This window comes from Mesoflavibacter profundi (assembly GCF_014764305.1).
Classification (GTDB): Bacteria; Bacteroidota; Bacteroidia; order Flavobacteriales; family Flavobacteriaceae; genus Mesoflavibacter; species Mesoflavibacter profundi.
The window spans coordinates 1,167,754-1,184,625 of sequence record NZ_CP061703.1 but is presented as its reverse complement, the minus strand read 5'-3'; the positions used below and the strand labels follow the sequence as shown (position 1 = coordinate 1,184,625).

Sequence of the window (16,872 nt, the reverse complement as noted above, 5' to 3'; positions counted from 1 at the left end):
GATTTAAAACATTTGATTAATTTTGTCAAAAATTAAATGTTGAAATCTAAAATAATTTTAGAAGCTAGTAATATTTATTCTGGTGGCGGATTAGTTTTGTTAAAGCTATTATTAACAGAACTAAAAGAATATGATATAGATATCCAAATCTACTTAGGATATGACCACGTAATTAATGATATTAAATCAGAGAATTACCCTAATTTAAATATAATTAAAACAGGTAAATTAGGTACGTTTTTTAGATATTTCAAATTTAGAAAAGATGTTGTTTACCTTTGTAATTTACCACCTTTTGTAAAAAACAAAGATTCGTTTTTAGTGTTTTATAACGAATTATTTTTCAAGAAAAAAAACCTACTATCTAAAGCTGGGATTAAGTATTTTATATTTAGTAATTGGTTTAAACTTTTTAATAAAAACGTAGATAATGTCCTAGTACAATCTAAACATATAGAAGAGCTAATACTTAATAAAACTTCAAGTAAAAACGTATTAACAATTCCAATTTATAAAAAATTCAAAACCGAATCTATTTATAAAACCGAATATGATTTTTGTTATGTAAGTAGTGCTGCACCACATAAAAATCATAAAACATTATTTAAAGCTTTAGAAATTTTATTAAAAAAAGGCATTAAAACAAATCTACTTGTAACAATACCTAGTCATCAAGAAGGATTAATGGAATATGTTAATACTATTAATTCAAATTATCCAAATACAATTATTAATGTTGGATACATAGATAATTCTAAAATAGAAGAAGTATATTTAAAATCTAAAGCTTTAGTATTTCCATCTACTGCAGAAGCTTTTGGAATGCCTTTAATAGAAGCACATGATTTAGGACTTAAAGTATTAGTTTCAGATTTACCTTATGCTTATGATGTATTTGAAAAAGTTCAAACTTTTAACCCTACAGATCCAGAAAGTATTGCAAATAAAATGGAACTGTTTTTAAAAGGCGAATTAGAAGGCAACAAGCAAATATCTAAAGTGGTAAATAAATTAGACGAATACGTAAACTTACTTATAACAAAAAAATGAATTTTAAAGACAAAACATTATTAATAACAGGTGGTACAGGATCATTTGGTAATGCCGTTTTAAATCGATTTGTAAATTCAGACTTTAAAGAAATAAGAATTTTCTCTAGAGACGAAAAAAAACAAGACGAATTACGTAGGCAATTATCTAATCCAAAAGTAAAATTCTATATAGGTGATGTACGTGATTATAGATCTGTAGAAACAGCAGTAAGAGGTGTAGATTATATTTATCATGCAGCAGCATTAAAACAAGTGCCTTCTTGCGAGTTCTTCCCTATAGAAGCCGTAAAAACAAATGTATTAGGAACAGAAAATGTTTTAGATGCAGCAATTAAATATAACGTAAAAAGCGTAGTAGTTTTAAGTACAGATAAAGCAGTTTATCCAATCAATGCAATGGGTATTTCTAAAGCAATGATGGAGAAAGTATTAATAGCAAAATCTAGAAATGCTGGTAATACTGTAATCTCTGGTACAAGGTATGGAAATGTAATGGCTTCTCGTGGATCTGTAATACCATTGTTTGTAGAGTTAATGCAGCAAGGTAAAGACTTAACATTAACAGATCCTAAAATGACTCGTTTTATGATGACTTTAGAAGATGCTGTAGACCTAGTTTTATTTGCATTTAATAATGCAGAACCAGGAGATATGTTTGTTCAAAAAGCACCAGCAGCTACTGTAGAAACTTTAGCAAAAGCATTATTAGATTTATATAAATCTAACAGTAAACTTAAAGTAATAGGTACAAGACACGGAGAAAAACTTTACGAGTCCTTATTAACAAGAGAAGAAAGAGTAAAAGCAGAAGATTTAGGTGGCTATTACCGTGTGCCAGCAGATAATAGGGACTTAAATTATGCTAATTATTTTTCTGAAGGTGAAGTAGATATGGATAAAGTAGAAGATTATCATTCTCATAATACAGAACAATTAGATGTTGAAGGCATGAAAAAATTGCTTTTAAAATTAGACTTTATCAAAGAAGATATTTCAAATATATAATTCATGATTTTAGAGCCTAAATTAATAGAAGGAGGAACATATCAAGATCATAGAGGAACATTACAGTTTGTAAATCCATTTGATATGAAAGATGTAAAACGTATGTATTTTACAACGCATCCAGACACATCAACAATTAGGGCTTGGCAAGGACATAAAATAGAAAGTAGATGGTTTTACTGTGTAAAAGGAAGTTTTGAAGTAAAACTTGTTAAAATAGATAATTGGGATAATCCTTCAGACAATTGTAAAATTTATCACTTTACATTAGAAGAAGACAAGCCTCAAGTATTATTTATACCACAAGGTTATGCAAATGGCTTTAAAGCAAATACAGAACAGTCTAAATTAATGATAATGTCAAATTATGCATTAAATGAAATAGAAGATGATCATTACAGATTTGAACAAACAAAATGGGTAAATTGGAACAAAAAATAAAAGTAGGAATAACAGGGCAAGCAGGGTTTATAGGAAGTCATTTATATAATTATCTAGGTACAAAAGAAAACATAGAGTTAATTGACTTTGAAAGATCTTATTTTGAAGACAAATCAAAGCTTTCAAATTTTGTAAGTCAATGTGATACCATATTGCATATAGCTGCAATGAATCGTCATGAAGACCAACAAGTAATTTATAACACTAATGTAAATTTAGTAAACCAATTAATAGAAGCTTGTCAAGACACAAATTCAACACCAAAAATTATATTTTCATCATCATCTCAAGAAGAAAAAGATAATTTATATGGTAAATCTAAACGAGACGGAAGAGAAGCATTAGAACAGTGGGCAAAAAATAACAATTCCCAAGTCGCATCTTTAATTATTCCTAATGTATTTGGACCATTTGGTAAACCATTTTATAATTCATTTATCGCGACATTTAGTCATCAAATAATTAATGGCGAAACACCTAATATAATAAACGACGGAGAAGTAAATTTAATTTACATCAATCAGCTTTCAGAAGTTTTTTATAAACATATAATTAGCAATCAAGACACACCTGCATTAAAATATACAGTACCTCATACAGCAACAAAAAAAGTTTCTGAAATACTTAACCTATTAAACCATTTTAATAAAGAGTATGTCCAAGAAGGAAAAGTACCAAATGTACCAATAAACAGCTTTGAAATTAACCTGTTTAATACATTTACAAGTTTTATTCCATTACAGTCTTATTTCCCTAGAAAATTCACCAAGCATGAAGACAACCGAGGTGCGTTTGTCGAAATAATGCGTGCAGGCGTTTCAGGTCAATCCTCATTTTCAACAACAGTACCAGGAATAACTAGAGGTAATCATTACCACACTAGAAAAATCGAAAGATTTGCAGTAATACAAGGTAAAGCTAGAATAGAATTAAGAAAAATTAATACAGATAAAGTATATAGTTTTGATTTAGATGGAAAACATCCAGCTTATGTAGACATGCCAATTTGGTACACACATAATATTAAAAACATAGGAGACACAGAGTTAATTACCCTTTTTTGGATAAATGAACCTTATAATCCTGAAGATGCAGATACTTACTTTGTAGAAGTATAGTTTTAAAAAACACCATAGATAGTATAAAATAAAGATGAAACAATTAAAAGTAGTAACAGTAGTAGGTACTAGACCAGAAATAATAAGATTAGCATGTGTTATGCAAGCATTAGATAAAAATGATGCAATAGAACACATAATAGTTCATACGGGTCAAAATTACGATTATGAGCTTAATGAGATTTTCTTTGAAGATTTAGAAATAAGAAAACCAGACTACTTTTTAAACGCTGCAGGACAAAACGCTACAGAAACTGTTGGAAATATTTTAATCAAGATAGATCCTATATTAGAACAATTAAAACCAGATGCATTTTTAGTTTTAGGAGACACAAACTCATGTTTATGTGCAATACCTGCTAAAAAAAGACAAATTCCAGTATTTCATATGGAAGCAGGAAACAGGTGTTTTGATCAAAGAGTACCAGAAGAAACTAACCGCAAAATTGTAGATCATGTAGCAGATATAAACCTAACATATAGTTCCATAGCTAGAGAATACTTATTAAGAGAAGGATTATCTCCAGATAGAGTGATTAAAACGGGTAGTCCAATGTATGAAGTTTTAAATAAATTTAAATCAAAAATTGAAGCTTCTAATGTATTAGAAACGTTAGGTTTAGAAAAGCAAAAGTTTTTTGTGGTTTCTTCGCACAGGGAAGAGAATATTAACAACCCTAAAAACTTCAATGGTCTAATAGAATCTTTAAACCTAATTGCAGAAAAATATAATTACCCAATAATAGTCTCTACACATCCAAGAACAAGAAATATGTTAGAGGCAAAAAAAGTAAAAACACATAAAAACATTCAGTTTTTAAAGCCATTAGGATTTAACGACTATAATGCATTGCAAATGCATTCATTTGCAGTATTATCAGATAGTGGAACTATATCTGAAGAATCTTCAATTTTAAATTTTCATGCACTAAACATTCGTGAAGCTCATGAAAGACCAGAAGCAATGGAAGAAGCTTCTGTAATGATGGTAGGATTAAATCCAGAACGCATAATGCAAGGTTTAGCAGCATTAAATGCTCAAGAAAGAAATCCAAAAAGAAATTTTAGAGAAGTTTATGATTATTCAATGCCAAATGTTAGCGAAAAAATGGTAAGAATAATTATTTCGTACACAGATTACATTAATAGAGTTGTTTGGTCAAAGTAAAGCAATGAGAGTTTTAATAGTTAAACAACTTTTTAATCCAGAGCCAACAGCCAAGAGTTTAGATTTTGCTAAAGAACTAGTCTCTAGAGGTCATGAGGTAGAAGTCTTAACAGGATTTCCTTCCTATCCTATTGGTAAAATCTATAAAGGGTATAAGCAAAGCTTGTTTAAAAGGGAGAATATAGAAGGTATAAATGTAATTAGAGTGCCAATTTATCCAGACCATAGTAACTCTGGATTCAAAAGAATATTGCATTATATATCTTATGCTTTTAGCGCTAGTTTAATTGGGTTGTGGCTTGTAAAAAAACCGCAAGTATGTTTTGTATACCAAGGTGCAATTCCTGTTGCAATACCAGCTATAATTTTAAAAAAAATAAAAAAAGTTCCGTTTTTATATGATATAAACGATTTATGGCCAGAAACTGTAGCTGCTTCAGGAATGCTTAGTAAGCCTAAAATATTAAAAATTATAAATTCTTGGTGTAATTGGAATTATAGAAACGCAGATTTTATAACAGTAGCAACACCAGGATTTAAAAAAAGTCTTTTAAGTAAAGGTGTGCCAGAAAATAAATTAGAAATTGTATCTAATTGGAGTAGAGATCAAATTAAAAACGCAAAGCTTCCTCAAGAAACTTTAGATAGATATTTTGACGCTTCAAAAATTAATATTTTATATGCTGGTAATTTAGGAATAGTACAATCTTTAACAACTATTTTAAAAACAGCTAAAAGCTTACAAAATCAACAAATAGATAAAATTAATTTTATTTTTCTTGGAGGTGGAGCAGATCAAGAAAATCTAATTAATTATAAAGAAAAAGAAAATTTAAATAACGTAATTTTTATACCAAGAGTAGATTCTTCAGAAGTAAGCAAATATTTAAATGCAGCTAGTTTTTTAATGGTGCATTTAAAAGATGATCCTTTATTTAGTATTACAATTCCATCTAAAATATTAGCATATTTAAAATCTGGAAAACCTATTTTAATGGGTTTAAAAGGAGATGCTAGTGATATATTAAATGAAGCAAAAGCAGGATTTACTTTTGAACCAGATAACAGCCTTGATTTAGAAGATAAAATAAAAAAAATGATAGCTCTAAACCCGGATCAGATAAAACAAATGGGGATTAATGGTAAAAAGTACTATCAAGAAAATTTATCTATAGAATCTAGTGTAGATAAAATTGAAAAAAATTTAATTAAAATAGCAAATAATGAGTAATTATACACCTGTTATAATTATAGGAGCAGGAAGATCTGGTACCAATATGTTAAGAGATATACTTACATCTTTACCAGAATTTGACACTTGGGATTGTGATGAAATTAATCCAATATGGCGATACGGGAATAAAAATTATCCAACAGATGAACTACCAGAACATTTAGCATCAAAAAGGATAAAAAAATATATTAATAAAAGATTTTTAAGACGCTATAAAAAAAGTCATGCTCCATTTATAGTAGAAAAAACTTGTGCAAATTCTCTACGCTTAAATTTTGTACATCAAGTTATCCCAGATGCTAAATTTATTATTATTAATAGAGACGGTAGAGATGTTGTACCAAGCGCTATGAAAAGATGGAACTCTAGTTTTGATTTAAAGTATACATTAAAAAAATTAAGATATGTTCCTTTACAAGATCTCTTTTATTATGTTTGGAAATTCGGTTATAATAGGTTAAAAAAAACGGTAACAAAAGAAGAATCTTTATCTTTTTGGGGACCTATTTATAAAGGCATAGATAAAGATGTTGTTAACCTAACATTGTTGGATTTATGTGCTCAACAATGGATGCATTGTGCAGAAAATACAATAATACACAGACAACAAATAGAAACATCAAAGATTTTAGATGTTAGATACGAAGATTTTGTGTTGAATCCTCAAAAAAATTTGGAAGAAATATTAAAATTTTTAAAAGTTGAAAGTAAAGGAGATTTACAAAAAGCAGTATCTAAAGTGAGTATAAAAAGTGTTGGTAATTACAAAAAAGAATTTTCTCAAGAAGAACAAGTACATCTTAATAAAATTTTAAAACCAACTTTAGAAAAATTAAATTATAGCATTGACTAAATTACAGAAAATATCAAAAAGAATTTTAGACATAATACTGTCTTTAATAGGTTTAATACTAGCAGGTTGGTTAATTTTGTTAGCAATAATAATTGCAAAATTTGATACAAAACTAAGTGGTATATTTAGACAAAAACGAATCGGTCAATATGGTAAACCATTTTATGTTTTTAAAATAAGAACAATGAAAAATATAGAAGGTTATACCACAACTGTATCAACAGATAAAGATCCAAGAATAACCAAAGCAGGAAGATTTTGGAGAAAAAGCAAGATAGATGAGTTACCTCAACTAGTAAATGTATTGTTTGGAGATATGAGTTTTGTTGGTCCAAGACCAGATGTACCTGGATTTGCAGACCAATTAACAGGAGAAGATAGAATTATTTTAACAATTAAACCTGGAATAACAGGTCCAGCTTCTATCTATTTTAAAAATGAAGAAGAATTGTTACAAAAGCAGGACAATCCAGAATCTTATAATCAAAATGTAATTTGGCCTAAAAAAATAGAAATTAATAAAGAATACATTTATAATTATTCATTATTACGTGATATAGGTTATATAATTAAAACCTTTTTATAATTATATGAAATCAAAAATATGGTTATCTACACCTCATATGGGTGGATCAGAACAAAAATATATTAATGAAGCTTTTCAAGACAATTGGATTGCTCCATTAGGACCAAATGTAACAGGATTTGAAACAGACTTAGAGAATTATTTAAGTAACAAAAATAGTTTTATAGCTTGTTTATCGTCTGGAACAGCTGCTATTCATCTTGCATTATTACAATTAGGTGTAAGTAAAGGAGATGAGGTGATTTGTCAAAGCTTTACATTTTGTGGCACGGCTAACCCAATTACATATTTAGGAGCAAATCCTGTATTTGTTGATAGTGAATCTAAAACATGGAATATGTGTCCTGATTATTTAGAACAAGCCATTATTGATAGAAAATCTAAGGGTAAAACTATCAAAGCAATAATAGTGGTGCATTTATACGGAATGCCTGCACAAATTGATAAGATAATTGACGTTGCAAAAAAATATGACATACCAGTTATTGAAGATGCAGCAGAAGCATTAGGATCTACATATAACAATCAAAAATGTGGTACTTTTGGAGAATTTTCAATATTATCATTTAATGGAAATAAAATTATAACCACTTCTGGTGGAGGAGCATTAGTTTGTAGATCAATAGAACAAAAAAACAAAACGATATATTATGCTACTCAAGCAAGAGAAAATACACCACATTACGAGCATACTGAGATAGGTTATAATTACAGAATGAGTAATATTTCTGCTGGAATTGGTCGCGGTCAAATGGAAGTTTTAGATAAACATATTGGATTAAGACAAAACAACAATAAGTTTTATAATGAAATATTTAAAGACATTGATGGTATATCAGTCTTTGCAGAGCCTTCAAGTCAGTTTGTGTCAAATCATTGGTTAACTTGTATATTAATAGATCTAAGTAAATCTAAAATTACTAGAGAAGATATTTATTCAAAATTACTTGAAGAAAATATAGAATCAAGACCCTTGTGGAAACCTATGCATTTACAACCTGTTTTTAATAAATACCCTTATTATGGAACTAATATTTCAGAACAACTTTTTAAAAATGGATTATGTCTTCCAAGTGGTTCAAAATTAGAAAATGAAGAATTAGAAAGAATTAAAAATACATTAATAAGCTTATTTAATGATTAATAAAAATAGTCTAATTGTACTGATCCTGTTATCATTCATTATTTTTTTAGATAATGGGAATAGGTATAATCTAGAACTTATTTTTATCTATTTTTCTATCGTTGTTATTTCAACAACTCAAATCTTTTCTAATAAAGCCTTACCCTTTTCTTTACATAATATTTTTAATTTATTTTTTTTATTCTTTATTGGAATAGCTCCAGTAATTCAGTATAAAAATAATATTGTCTTTTTAAATAAATTAAGTTCTTTAAATGATTTAGATTACATTAAAGGAGGTGTTTTTTATTTAGTAATCTTATTGATTTATAATATCTTATACAATAAAATATTCAATAAAAACAATAACGAATTGTCTATAAAGAAAAGGCGGACTTTTGATTTTTATTATGATAAAAAGATTTTACTATTACTTTCTTTATTTACATCCTTAATAATATTAATTTATTTTAATTTCAATTTAGATATTTTAATATCTAGAAAATCATTAATTCTTTTTTCTAGAGAAAGTTATAAACCATTAACTTCCATAGTAAATACATTAAGACTAGTTCCTCTATTTAGTTTGTTATTTTTGAAACTATCTAATAAAAACAATATTAAGCTAGAAGTTACTTTACTCTTATTAACCATTTTATTAAATATTCCTACTTCAATACCAAGATTTAAAGTAGCTGTTGTCTATCTACCTTTATTGTTTGTGTATTTTAAACCTATCTATATCAAAAACACGTTTAATTATATTTTCTCTATTGGATTAATGATTGTGTTTCCTTATTTACATCACTATAGATATAACCACAATATTTATAATAATCCTTTTAAAACCAATGTTTTTATTGATGCGCATTTTGATTCTTTTCAAAATTCAATCAATTTAATTAAACATTGTTCTATAACATATGGAGAACAATTACTAGCAATTATTTTGTTTTTTGTTCCTTCAGATTTATGGACATCAAAACCTTTAAACAGTAATAAAATTTTAGTAAAATCAATAGATTATGACGGGTTTTCAAACATTGCAATAGGTTATTTTGCAGAAGGCTATTTAAATTTTGGATATATTGGTGTTATTTTATTTATTATTTTAATTGCATTTTTAAATGCTTACATTGACAAGAAGTTTTGGTCTAATAACAAAAAAAAGAGCATATTTATACTCATATATTTTATACTTCTTCCATTTGAATTTATATTATTAAGAGGAAGTTTAAGAGCTTTGTTTGCAAATTTAATAGGTTCAATATTGTTAATTTGCCTTATTTATATCCTTTTAAACCACAAAAACATAAAAAAATTAGCAAAAAATTAGCATCTTTGCTTAAAATAAAAGCTTAGATGTTGTAATGGGAAAGCTAAAACAAGCCTTTAAACAAGTAATAGAATCTAGCCGTAAAAGGATAGATTTTAAAAGTATTGGTTACTTACCAAGATGGGCTATTTTATGTTTTGATTCTATAATACTTGTATTATCACTTTTTGTAACAAAACTAATAGTTAGTAATGTCCAAAAAACTATATTGTTAGACATTTCGTTTACTAAACAAGAGGTAATACTATTAGTAGTAAACATCTTATTTTTTATCCTTTTCAGGACCTATGCAGGATTAATAAGGCACTCTACATTTATAGATGCAGCAAAATTTATTGTGGCGACATTAGCTACATTAGCATCTTTAGTTATAATTCATTATTCGTACTATTTCTTTGTAGAAGAAGAGATTTTCTTTATTCCAAAATTGTTAATATACTCGGTAATATCTTTTTGCGGATTATTCTTATTTAGAGTATTAGTAAAGCAAGTTTTTGAAGTATACCAAAGATATAATGATTACGAATCTAGGTTAAATGTACTCGTTTATGGAACAGGCGAAAATGCAATAGCAATAGCTACAGCGCTTAAGTCTGAAAAACCAGCTAGGTATAATGTTTTAGGATTTATAGATAGAGATGGTAAAAATAAAAGTAAAGAAATCTTAGGGTTACCAATAATTCACATAAATCGAAAGATTGCTGTGATTTTAAGAATTTACAATGCGCAAGCTTTGATATTAGCAGATAATACGATAACAAAAGAAGAAAGCATTAATATCGTAGACAGCTGCTTAGAGTATAATTACAAAGTATTTAGAGCACCATTAATTTCTGATATAGAAACTAATACAAACTTATCTTCTCAGATTCAAAAAATACAAATCGAAGATATTTTAGAAAGAGATCCAATTAAACTTGATAATAAATTAGTTGCTAAAGAAATTTTTAATAAATGTATATTAGTAACAGGTGGAGCAGGATCTATTGGAAGTGAAATTGTAAGACAAGTTGCAAACTATAAACCAAGTAAACTTTTAATATTAGATCAAGCAGAATCGCCTTTATATAACATTCAGTTAGAAATTAAAAGAGATTTTCCAGAGTTAAATTACGAAGCAATAATAGCAGATGTAAGGAAAGAACATATACTAGAAGAAGTTTTTAAAACTCACCAACCCAATGTAGTATATCATGCAGCAGCATATAAGCATGTTCCGTTAATGGAAAGACATCCATCCGAAGCCATATTTGCAAATGTTTTAGGATCTAAAAATGTAGCAGACTTAGCATACCGTTTTAAAGCCGAAAAATTTGTTATGGTATCTACAGACAAAGCGGTAAATCCAAGTAACGTCATGGGTGCATCAAAACGAATAGCAGAAATGTATGTTCAAGCACTACAACAAAAAGTATCTAAAGAGAACAACACCACAACACACTTTGTCACAACAAGATTTGGTAACGTATTAGGAAGTAACGGTTCTGTTGTTCCTTTGTTTAAAAGACAAATTGAAGAAGGCGGACCATTAACAATTACACATCCAGATATTATAAGATACTTTATGACCATTCCAGAAGCTTGTCAGCTAGTTTTAGAAGCTGGAGCAATGGGTAATGGAGGAGAAATCTTTATTTTTGACATGGGTGAAGCGGTTAAGATTATAGATTTAGCTAAAAAAATTATAAGACTTGCAGGATTTGTTCCTTATAAAGATATAGATATAAAAGTAGTAGGATTAAGACCAGGAGAAAAACTATATGAAGAACTATTAAGTGATAAATCCACAACTTTACCAACGTACAACGAAAAAATAATGATTGCTAAAGTAGAAAGTTATTCGCATTTAGAAATCAACAACCATATTCATCAATTAATAGCTATTGCAAAAGAAGAAGACAAAAATGCAATAGTTAAAAAAATGAAAGACATAGTACCAGAATTTTTAAGTATGAATTCTGATTACGAAATTTTTGATAAAAAAATAGTATAATTCCCAATGAAGATAGCCGTAATTGGTACAGGTTACGTAGGATTAGTAACCGGAACATGTTTAGCCGAAACAGGAAACGAAGTATTATGTATAGATATTGATCAAGAAAAGGTCAATAAAATGCAAAAAGGAGAAGTCCCAATTTACGAACCACATTTAGATGTACTTTTTGAAAGAAATATAAAAGCAAATCGCTTAAAATTTTCAACCAAATTAGAAGAAGGATTAGAGCATGGAGATATCATTTTCCTTGCATTACCAACACCAGAAGACGAAGATGGCTCTGCAGACTTAAAATATATTTTAGGTGTTGCAGACGATATAGGAAAACTAATCAAAGACTATAAAGTAATCGTTGATAAAAGTACAGTTCCAGTTGGTACTTCAGATAAAGTAAAAGCTACAATAGCAAAACACGCAACAGTAGATTTTGATGTAGTTTCTAATCCAGAATTTTTACGTGAAGGATTTGCTGTAGACGACTTTTTAAAACCAGAACGTATAGTTATAGGTTCTAGTAGCGATCGTGCGACCAAGCTAATGGAAAAGCTATACAAACCATACGTAAGATCTGGCAATCCAATTATTATAATGGATGAAAAATCTGCCGAACTTACTAAATACGCATCAAACTCATTTTTAGCCGCAAAAATCACGTTTATGAATGAGATAGCCAACTTCTGTGAAAAAGTTGGAGCAGATGTAGATAAAGTACGTATTGGTATGGGAACAGACTCGCGTATTGGTAAAAGATTCTTATTTCCAGGAATTGGATATGGCGGATCATGTTTCCCAAAGGATGTTAAAGCCTTACACAAATCAGGTTTAGATAATAGTTACAATTTCAAAATTTTAGATGCTGTAATCAATGTTAATGCTAGGCAAAAATTAGTTCTAATTCCAAAAATAGAAAATCATTTTGATAATAATTTAAAAGGAAAAACTATTGCCATTTGGGGATTAGCCTTTAAACCAGAAACAGACGATATTCGTGAAGCGCCTTCATTATATATGATTGATCAGCTTTTAGCTCAAGGTTGTAACATTGTTGCTTTTGATCCAGAAGCAATGCCAAATGTAAAGCGTAAATTAGGAGATAAAATTACCTTTGCAGATAATATGTATGATGCGTTAAAAGATGTAGATGCATTAGTAATTTCTACAGAATGGAGTATATTTAGAACACCAAATTTTTCAAAAATGAAAGACTTAATGGCAAGTCACACCATTTTTGATGGTCGTAATTTATACGAGGTTAAAGAAGTACAAAACGAAGGTTTTAAATACATTTCAATAGGTAGATAAATGAGTCAAAAAAGAGTTTTAATTACAGGTGCAGCAGGCTTTTTAGGGTCTCATTTATGTGATAAGTTTGTTAGCGAAGGTTATTTTGTTATCGGTATGGATAACTTTATTACCGGCGATTCCAAAAATATCGCTCACCTTACAGGAAACTCTAATTTCAGGTTTGTAGAGCATGATGTAACCAATTACATCAATATAGAAGGTGATTTAGATTATATCCTTCATTTTGCATCACCAGCAAGCCCAATAGATTATTTAAAAATTCCTATTCAAACCTTAAAAGTAGGTAGTTTAGGTACACATAACTGTTTAGGATTAGCACGATCTAAAGGCGCTAGAATGCTTATTGCTTCTACATCAGAAGTGTATGGTGATCCATTAGTACATCCTCAAACAGAAGATTATTATGGTAATGTAAACACCATTGGACCAAGAGGTGTATATGACGAAGCTAAACGCTTTCAAGAAGCCATTACTATGGCATATCACAGATTTCATGGTTTAGAAACTAGAATAGTTCGTATTTTTAATACTTACGGACCAAGAATGCGACTTAACGATGGTCGTGTTATACCAGCATTTATGGGACAAGCCTTACGTGGTGAAGACTTAACCGTTTTTGGTGATGGTTCTCAAACACGTTCGTTTTGTTACGTGTCAGATCAAGTAGATGGTATTTACAAACTTTTATTAAGTGATTATGCAAATCCTGTAAATATTGGTAATCCTCATGAAATTTCAATTAAAGATTTTGCAGAAGAAATTATCCAATTAACAGGAACAGACCAAAAAGTAATCTATAAAGATTTACCAGTAGACGATCCTATGCAGCGTCAACCAGATATTACTAAAGCTAAAGATATTTTAGGTTGGGAACCAAAAGTTGGCAGAGCAGAAGGTATGAAAAAAACATTCGATTATTTTAAAAGTTTAACTGAAGACGAACTATATAAAAGCGAACACAAAGATTTTACAAACTACCATAAATAATTTATGGAATTTATACGCGGAAGATACTCTTGGTTACTACGACCTTTTCTAGTAGTATTTGACATATTTGTCATTAATATCTTTGCGTTTTATGTGTTCAATTTTAATGAAGAAAATCTATATTTTTTCTCTTCAGCGTATTTAAATAATAAACATCTATTATACATAGTCTATTCTATAGTATTATGGTTTATTTCAACCTCTTTAATTAACTTTTACAATGTTTATAGATATACATCTGCAATAAACATTGTATCGCTCTTATTTAAGCAGTTTTTTGCGTTTTCAATAATAGTATATGCGTTTATTGGTGTGTTTAGAAGTATAGATGTACAGGCATTTACGACATTAAACTACTTGTTATATTGTTTTGCATGTATTGGCTTTGTTAAACTGGTTAGTTTTTATGCCTTAAAAACGTATAGAAGTTACTTAAACGGAAACGTAAGACGTGTCATCATTATTGGAAAAAGCGAAGGTGCATTAGAATTAAAACAACTTTTTAATTTAAAAAAAGAATTAGGGTATGATCTAAAAGGCATGTTTGCAGATCAAACCACTAATCCAGACATCACAGGAACAATAAAGGATAGTTTTGATTATCTAAACAAAAATTCTGGTGTAGATGAGATTTATTGCGCAATAGACGAGCTTTCAGAAAAACAAGTCAACGAGTATGTAAAATATGCTAATTTACACCATTGTAACATTAAGTTTATTCCAAAAACAAACAAGTTATTTACCAAAAGGCTAAAAACAGACTATTATAACTATTTGCCAGTTTTATCAATGCAAGAAGTGGCTCTAAACGATGGTTTTAATAAGTTTTTAAAGCGCTTTTTCGACATAGTTTTTTCCTTAATGGTAATGTTTTTTATACTATCATGGTTAACACCATTGTTGTTTATTTTAATAAAACTAGAATCTAAAGGTCCATTGTTTTTTAAACACAAACGAAACGGAATTAATTATAAAGAATTTGATTGCTATAAGTTTAGATCCTTAAGAGAAAACAAAGAAATTAAAGGAACTTACGTCACACAAGATGATAACAGATTAACCACAATTGGTAAGTTTTTAAGAAAAACAAGCATAGACGAAATTCCGCAGTTTTACAACGTTTTAAAAGGCGATATGAGTGTTGTAGGACCAAGACCACATATGTTATCCTATACAGACGATTATTCTAAAAAAATAGACAAATACAACTTTATCTTTAGGCACAATGTAAAACCTGGCGTAACAGGATTAGCACAAATAAAAGGATATCGCGGAGAAATTAAAAGTGATGAAGATATTATAAACCGAATTAAATACGATAATTTTTATATAGAAAATTGGTCGTTAGTTTTAGATCTAAAAATCATATTTCAAACCGTTTTAAATATTTTTAAAGGACAAAAAACAGCCTATTAATGCAGCCATTAGTGTCTATAATTACGCCAATGTATAATTCAGAAAAATTTATTCTGAAAACTATTGAAAGCGTTATAAATCAAACCTATTCTAATTGGGAATTGTTACTTATAGACGATGGTTCAACCGATAATACCATTCAAATAGTTGAAGATTTTAAGCAGAAATACACTAACATCAAACTACTTCAAAATCCAACCAATTTAGGTGCTGCACAATCCAGAAACAAAGGAATACTAGAAGCAAAAGGAGATTACATCGCATTTTTAGATGCAGATGATTTATGGAAACCCAATAAGCTAGACCTACAAATTCAATTTATGCAAACTCATAATTGTGACGTTAGTTTTTCTAGTTACGAGCAAATAGATGAAAACGTTAAACCGCTAAACAAATTAGTACAAGCCATACCAAAACTTACGTATAATAAATACTTAAAAACAAACTACATTGGCAATTTAACAGGAATGTACAATGCCAAAACTTTAGGCAAAATAACAAGTCCCGATTTAAGAAAAAGACAAGATTGGTTATTATGGTTAGCTGCAATTAAAAAGTCTGGTAAACCAGCATTAGGTATACAAGAATCTTTAGCGTATTATCGTGTTAGGCAAAATTCAATTTCTTCTAATAAAATAGAATTACTTAAATACAATTACCTAGTCTATAAAAAAGGCTTAGGGTTTAGTACTATAAAATCGCTTTATAGAATGCTTATTTTTCTTTGGGAACATTTTATGGTAAAATCTAAGCTGATAACCAAAATAAAATAGTCTTTGTCATGTCTAGCATCTAGCATAGCGAGACATCTCACATTTTGTAAATTATTAATTAAACAGCAACAAAGGTAAATCGTTTCTACAAAATAAGTATACACGTTAGTTCGAGTCAATTTGTGAAGCATGAACAAATTTGTATCGAGAACTATTTTACTATTTTAAAACAAACAACTACATTTTTTTAAATATTAATCTTGGTCACTGAGCGAAGTCGAAGTGAATTTAAGAAAACCAATATTAAAAACTACATGTATGATTTTTAATTACGGTTTTTACCACAACAAAAAAGAGTGAATATTACAGTTATTCGGTAAACCGCAAAAAAAAACGATTAAAAACAAATAGTATGAAGTTTTTTCCTATAGTTTTATCCTGCCTTTAAAACTAGAATGAAAATTTAGTCGTATTTATTTTATTTTATAGGTAACAAGATTAATCTATAACAAGCGCTTGTTTTTTATTATAATAGCCTG

The 16,872-nt window shown here is 28.7% G+C and carries 15 protein-coding genes; all 15 read left to right on the top strand.

Annotated elements, in window-relative coordinates:
• Window positions 1–36: 36 nt before the first annotated feature.
• Genes IFB02_RS05460 through IFB02_RS05390 form a run of 15 tightly spaced genes read left to right on the top strand, consistent with a single transcriptional unit; the run spans window position 37 to window position 16,393 of the window.
• Entirely contained in the window at window positions 37–1,050 is a 1,014-nt protein-coding gene (locus IFB02_RS05460) for a glycosyltransferase (protein WP_106688052.1), read from the top strand.
• Complete coding sequence (locus IFB02_RS05455; RefSeq protein ID WP_106688051.1) at window positions 1,047–2,057, top strand: SDR family NAD(P)-dependent oxidoreductase; 1,011 nt, start codon at window positions 1,047–1,049, stop codon at window positions 2,055–2,057. The genes IFB02_RS05460 and IFB02_RS05455 overlap by 4 nt, the downstream gene beginning before the upstream one ends.
• A 3-nt stretch (window positions 2,058–2,060) precedes the next feature.
• Window positions 2,061–2,498 (top strand): WxcM-like domain-containing protein, encoded by a 438-nt coding sequence (locus IFB02_RS05450; protein WP_106688050.1) that lies wholly within the window; start codon window positions 2,061–2,063, stop codon window positions 2,496–2,498.
• The gene (locus IFB02_RS05445) at window positions 2,483–3,616 is read left to right on the top strand and encodes a polysaccharide biosynthesis C-terminal domain-containing protein (RefSeq protein WP_223878877.1); all 1,134 of its coding nucleotides are present in this window, start codon (window positions 2,483–2,485) and stop codon (window positions 3,614–3,616) included. Before IFB02_RS05450 ends, IFB02_RS05445 begins: the two co-directional genes overlap by 16 nt.
• Window positions 3,617–3,650: 34 nt before the next feature.
• Window positions 3,651–4,784, top strand: coding sequence for a non-hydrolyzing UDP-N-acetylglucosamine 2-epimerase (wecB, locus tag IFB02_RS05440; protein WP_106688048.1), 1,134 nt, complete (start codon window positions 3,651–3,653; stop codon window positions 4,782–4,784).
• Window positions 4,785–4,788: 4 nt separating this feature from the next.
• Window positions 4,789–6,015 carry a glycosyltransferase family 4 protein gene (locus tag IFB02_RS05435; RefSeq protein WP_146131253.1) on the top strand — a complete coding sequence of 409 codons (1,227 nt, stop codon included), beginning with the start codon at window positions 4,789–4,791 and terminating at the stop codon, window positions 6,013–6,015.
• Entirely contained in the window at window positions 6,008–6,871 is an 864-nt protein-coding gene (locus tag IFB02_RS05430; protein WP_106688046.1) for a sulfotransferase family protein, read from the top strand. The genes IFB02_RS05435 and IFB02_RS05430 overlap by 8 nt, the downstream gene beginning before the upstream one ends.
• The gene (locus IFB02_RS05425; RefSeq protein WP_106688045.1) at window positions 6,864–7,457 is read left to right on the top strand and encodes a sugar transferase; all 594 of its coding nucleotides are present in this window, start codon (window positions 6,864–6,866) and stop codon (window positions 7,455–7,457) included. The genes IFB02_RS05430 and IFB02_RS05425 overlap by 8 nt, the downstream gene beginning before the upstream one ends.
• A gap of 4 nt (window positions 7,458–7,461) precedes the next feature.
• Window positions 7,462–8,601, top strand: a complete 1,140-nt coding sequence (locus IFB02_RS05420) for a DegT/DnrJ/EryC1/StrS family aminotransferase (RefSeq protein WP_106688044.1) — start codon at window positions 7,462–7,464, stop codon at window positions 8,599–8,601.
• On the top strand, window positions 8,594–9,916 hold the full coding sequence (locus IFB02_RS05415) for an O-antigen polysaccharide polymerase Wzy (protein ID WP_106688043.1): 1,323 nt from the start codon (window positions 8,594–8,596) through the stop codon (window positions 9,914–9,916). Before IFB02_RS05420 ends, IFB02_RS05415 begins: the two co-directional genes overlap by 8 nt.
• A 34-nt stretch (window positions 9,917–9,950) precedes the next feature.
• Complete coding sequence (locus IFB02_RS05410) at window positions 9,951–11,909, top strand: polysaccharide biosynthesis protein (RefSeq protein WP_106688042.1); 1,959 nt, start codon at window positions 9,951–9,953, stop codon at window positions 11,907–11,909.
• A 6-nt stretch (window positions 11,910–11,915) separates the two neighbouring features.
• Entirely contained in the window at window positions 11,916–13,214 is a 1,299-nt protein-coding gene (locus tag IFB02_RS05405; RefSeq protein ID WP_106688041.1) for a UDP-glucose dehydrogenase family protein, read from the top strand.
• Window positions 13,215–14,204, top strand: coding sequence for a UDP-glucuronic acid decarboxylase family protein (locus IFB02_RS05400; RefSeq protein ID WP_106688040.1), 990 nt, complete (start codon window positions 13,215–13,217; stop codon window positions 14,202–14,204).
• Window positions 14,205–14,207: 3 nt separating this feature from the next.
• The gene (locus IFB02_RS05395) at window positions 14,208–15,620 is read left to right on the top strand and encodes an exopolysaccharide biosynthesis polyprenyl glycosylphosphotransferase (protein ID WP_106688039.1); all 1,413 of its coding nucleotides are present in this window, start codon (window positions 14,208–14,210) and stop codon (window positions 15,618–15,620) included.
• Complete coding sequence (locus IFB02_RS05390) at window positions 15,620–16,393, top strand: glycosyltransferase family 2 protein (protein ID WP_191073107.1); 774 nt, start codon at window positions 15,620–15,622, stop codon at window positions 16,391–16,393. The genes IFB02_RS05395 and IFB02_RS05390 overlap by 1 nt, the downstream gene beginning before the upstream one ends.
• Window positions 16,394–16,872 lie beyond the last annotated feature (479 nt).

Excerpts from the sequence above, each read along its gene's own strand:
- IFB02_RS05460 (WP_106688052.1), top strand. The coding sequence starts at position 37 with ATGTTGAAATCTAAAATAATTTTAGAAGCTAGTAATATTTATTCTGGT.
- IFB02_RS05455 (WP_106688051.1), top strand. The coding sequence starts at position 1,047 with ATGAATTTTAAAGACAAAACATTATTAATAACAGGTGGTACAGGATCA.
- IFB02_RS05450 (WP_106688050.1), top strand. The coding sequence starts at position 2,061 with ATGATTTTAGAGCCTAAATTAATAGAAGGAGGAACATATCAAGATCAT.
- wecB (WP_106688048.1), top strand. The coding sequence starts at position 3,651 with ATGAAACAATTAAAAGTAGTAACAGTAGTAGGTACTAGACCAGAAATA.
- IFB02_RS05435 (WP_146131253.1), top strand. The coding sequence starts at position 4,789 with ATGAGAGTTTTAATAGTTAAACAACTTTTTAATCCAGAGCCAACAGCC.
- IFB02_RS05430 (WP_106688046.1), top strand. The coding sequence starts at position 6,008 with ATGAGTAATTATACACCTGTTATAATTATAGGAGCAGGAAGATCTGGT.
- IFB02_RS05420 (WP_106688044.1), top strand. The coding sequence starts at position 7,462 with ATGAAATCAAAAATATGGTTATCTACACCTCATATGGGTGGATCAGAA.
- IFB02_RS05415 (WP_106688043.1), top strand. The coding sequence starts at position 8,594 with ATGATTAATAAAAATAGTCTAATTGTACTGATCCTGTTATCATTCATT.
- IFB02_RS05410 (WP_106688042.1), top strand. The coding sequence starts at position 9,951 with ATGGGAAAGCTAAAACAAGCCTTTAAACAAGTAATAGAATCTAGCCGT.
- IFB02_RS05405 (WP_106688041.1), top strand. The coding sequence starts at position 11,916 with ATGAAGATAGCCGTAATTGGTACAGGTTACGTAGGATTAGTAACCGGA.
- IFB02_RS05400 (WP_106688040.1), top strand. The coding sequence starts at position 13,215 with ATGAGTCAAAAAAGAGTTTTAATTACAGGTGCAGCAGGCTTTTTAGGG.
- IFB02_RS05395 (WP_106688039.1), top strand. The coding sequence starts at position 14,208 with ATGGAATTTATACGCGGAAGATACTCTTGGTTACTACGACCTTTTCTA.
- IFB02_RS05390 (WP_191073107.1), top strand. The coding sequence starts at position 15,620 with ATGCAGCCATTAGTGTCTATAATTACGCCAATGTATAATTCAGAAAAA.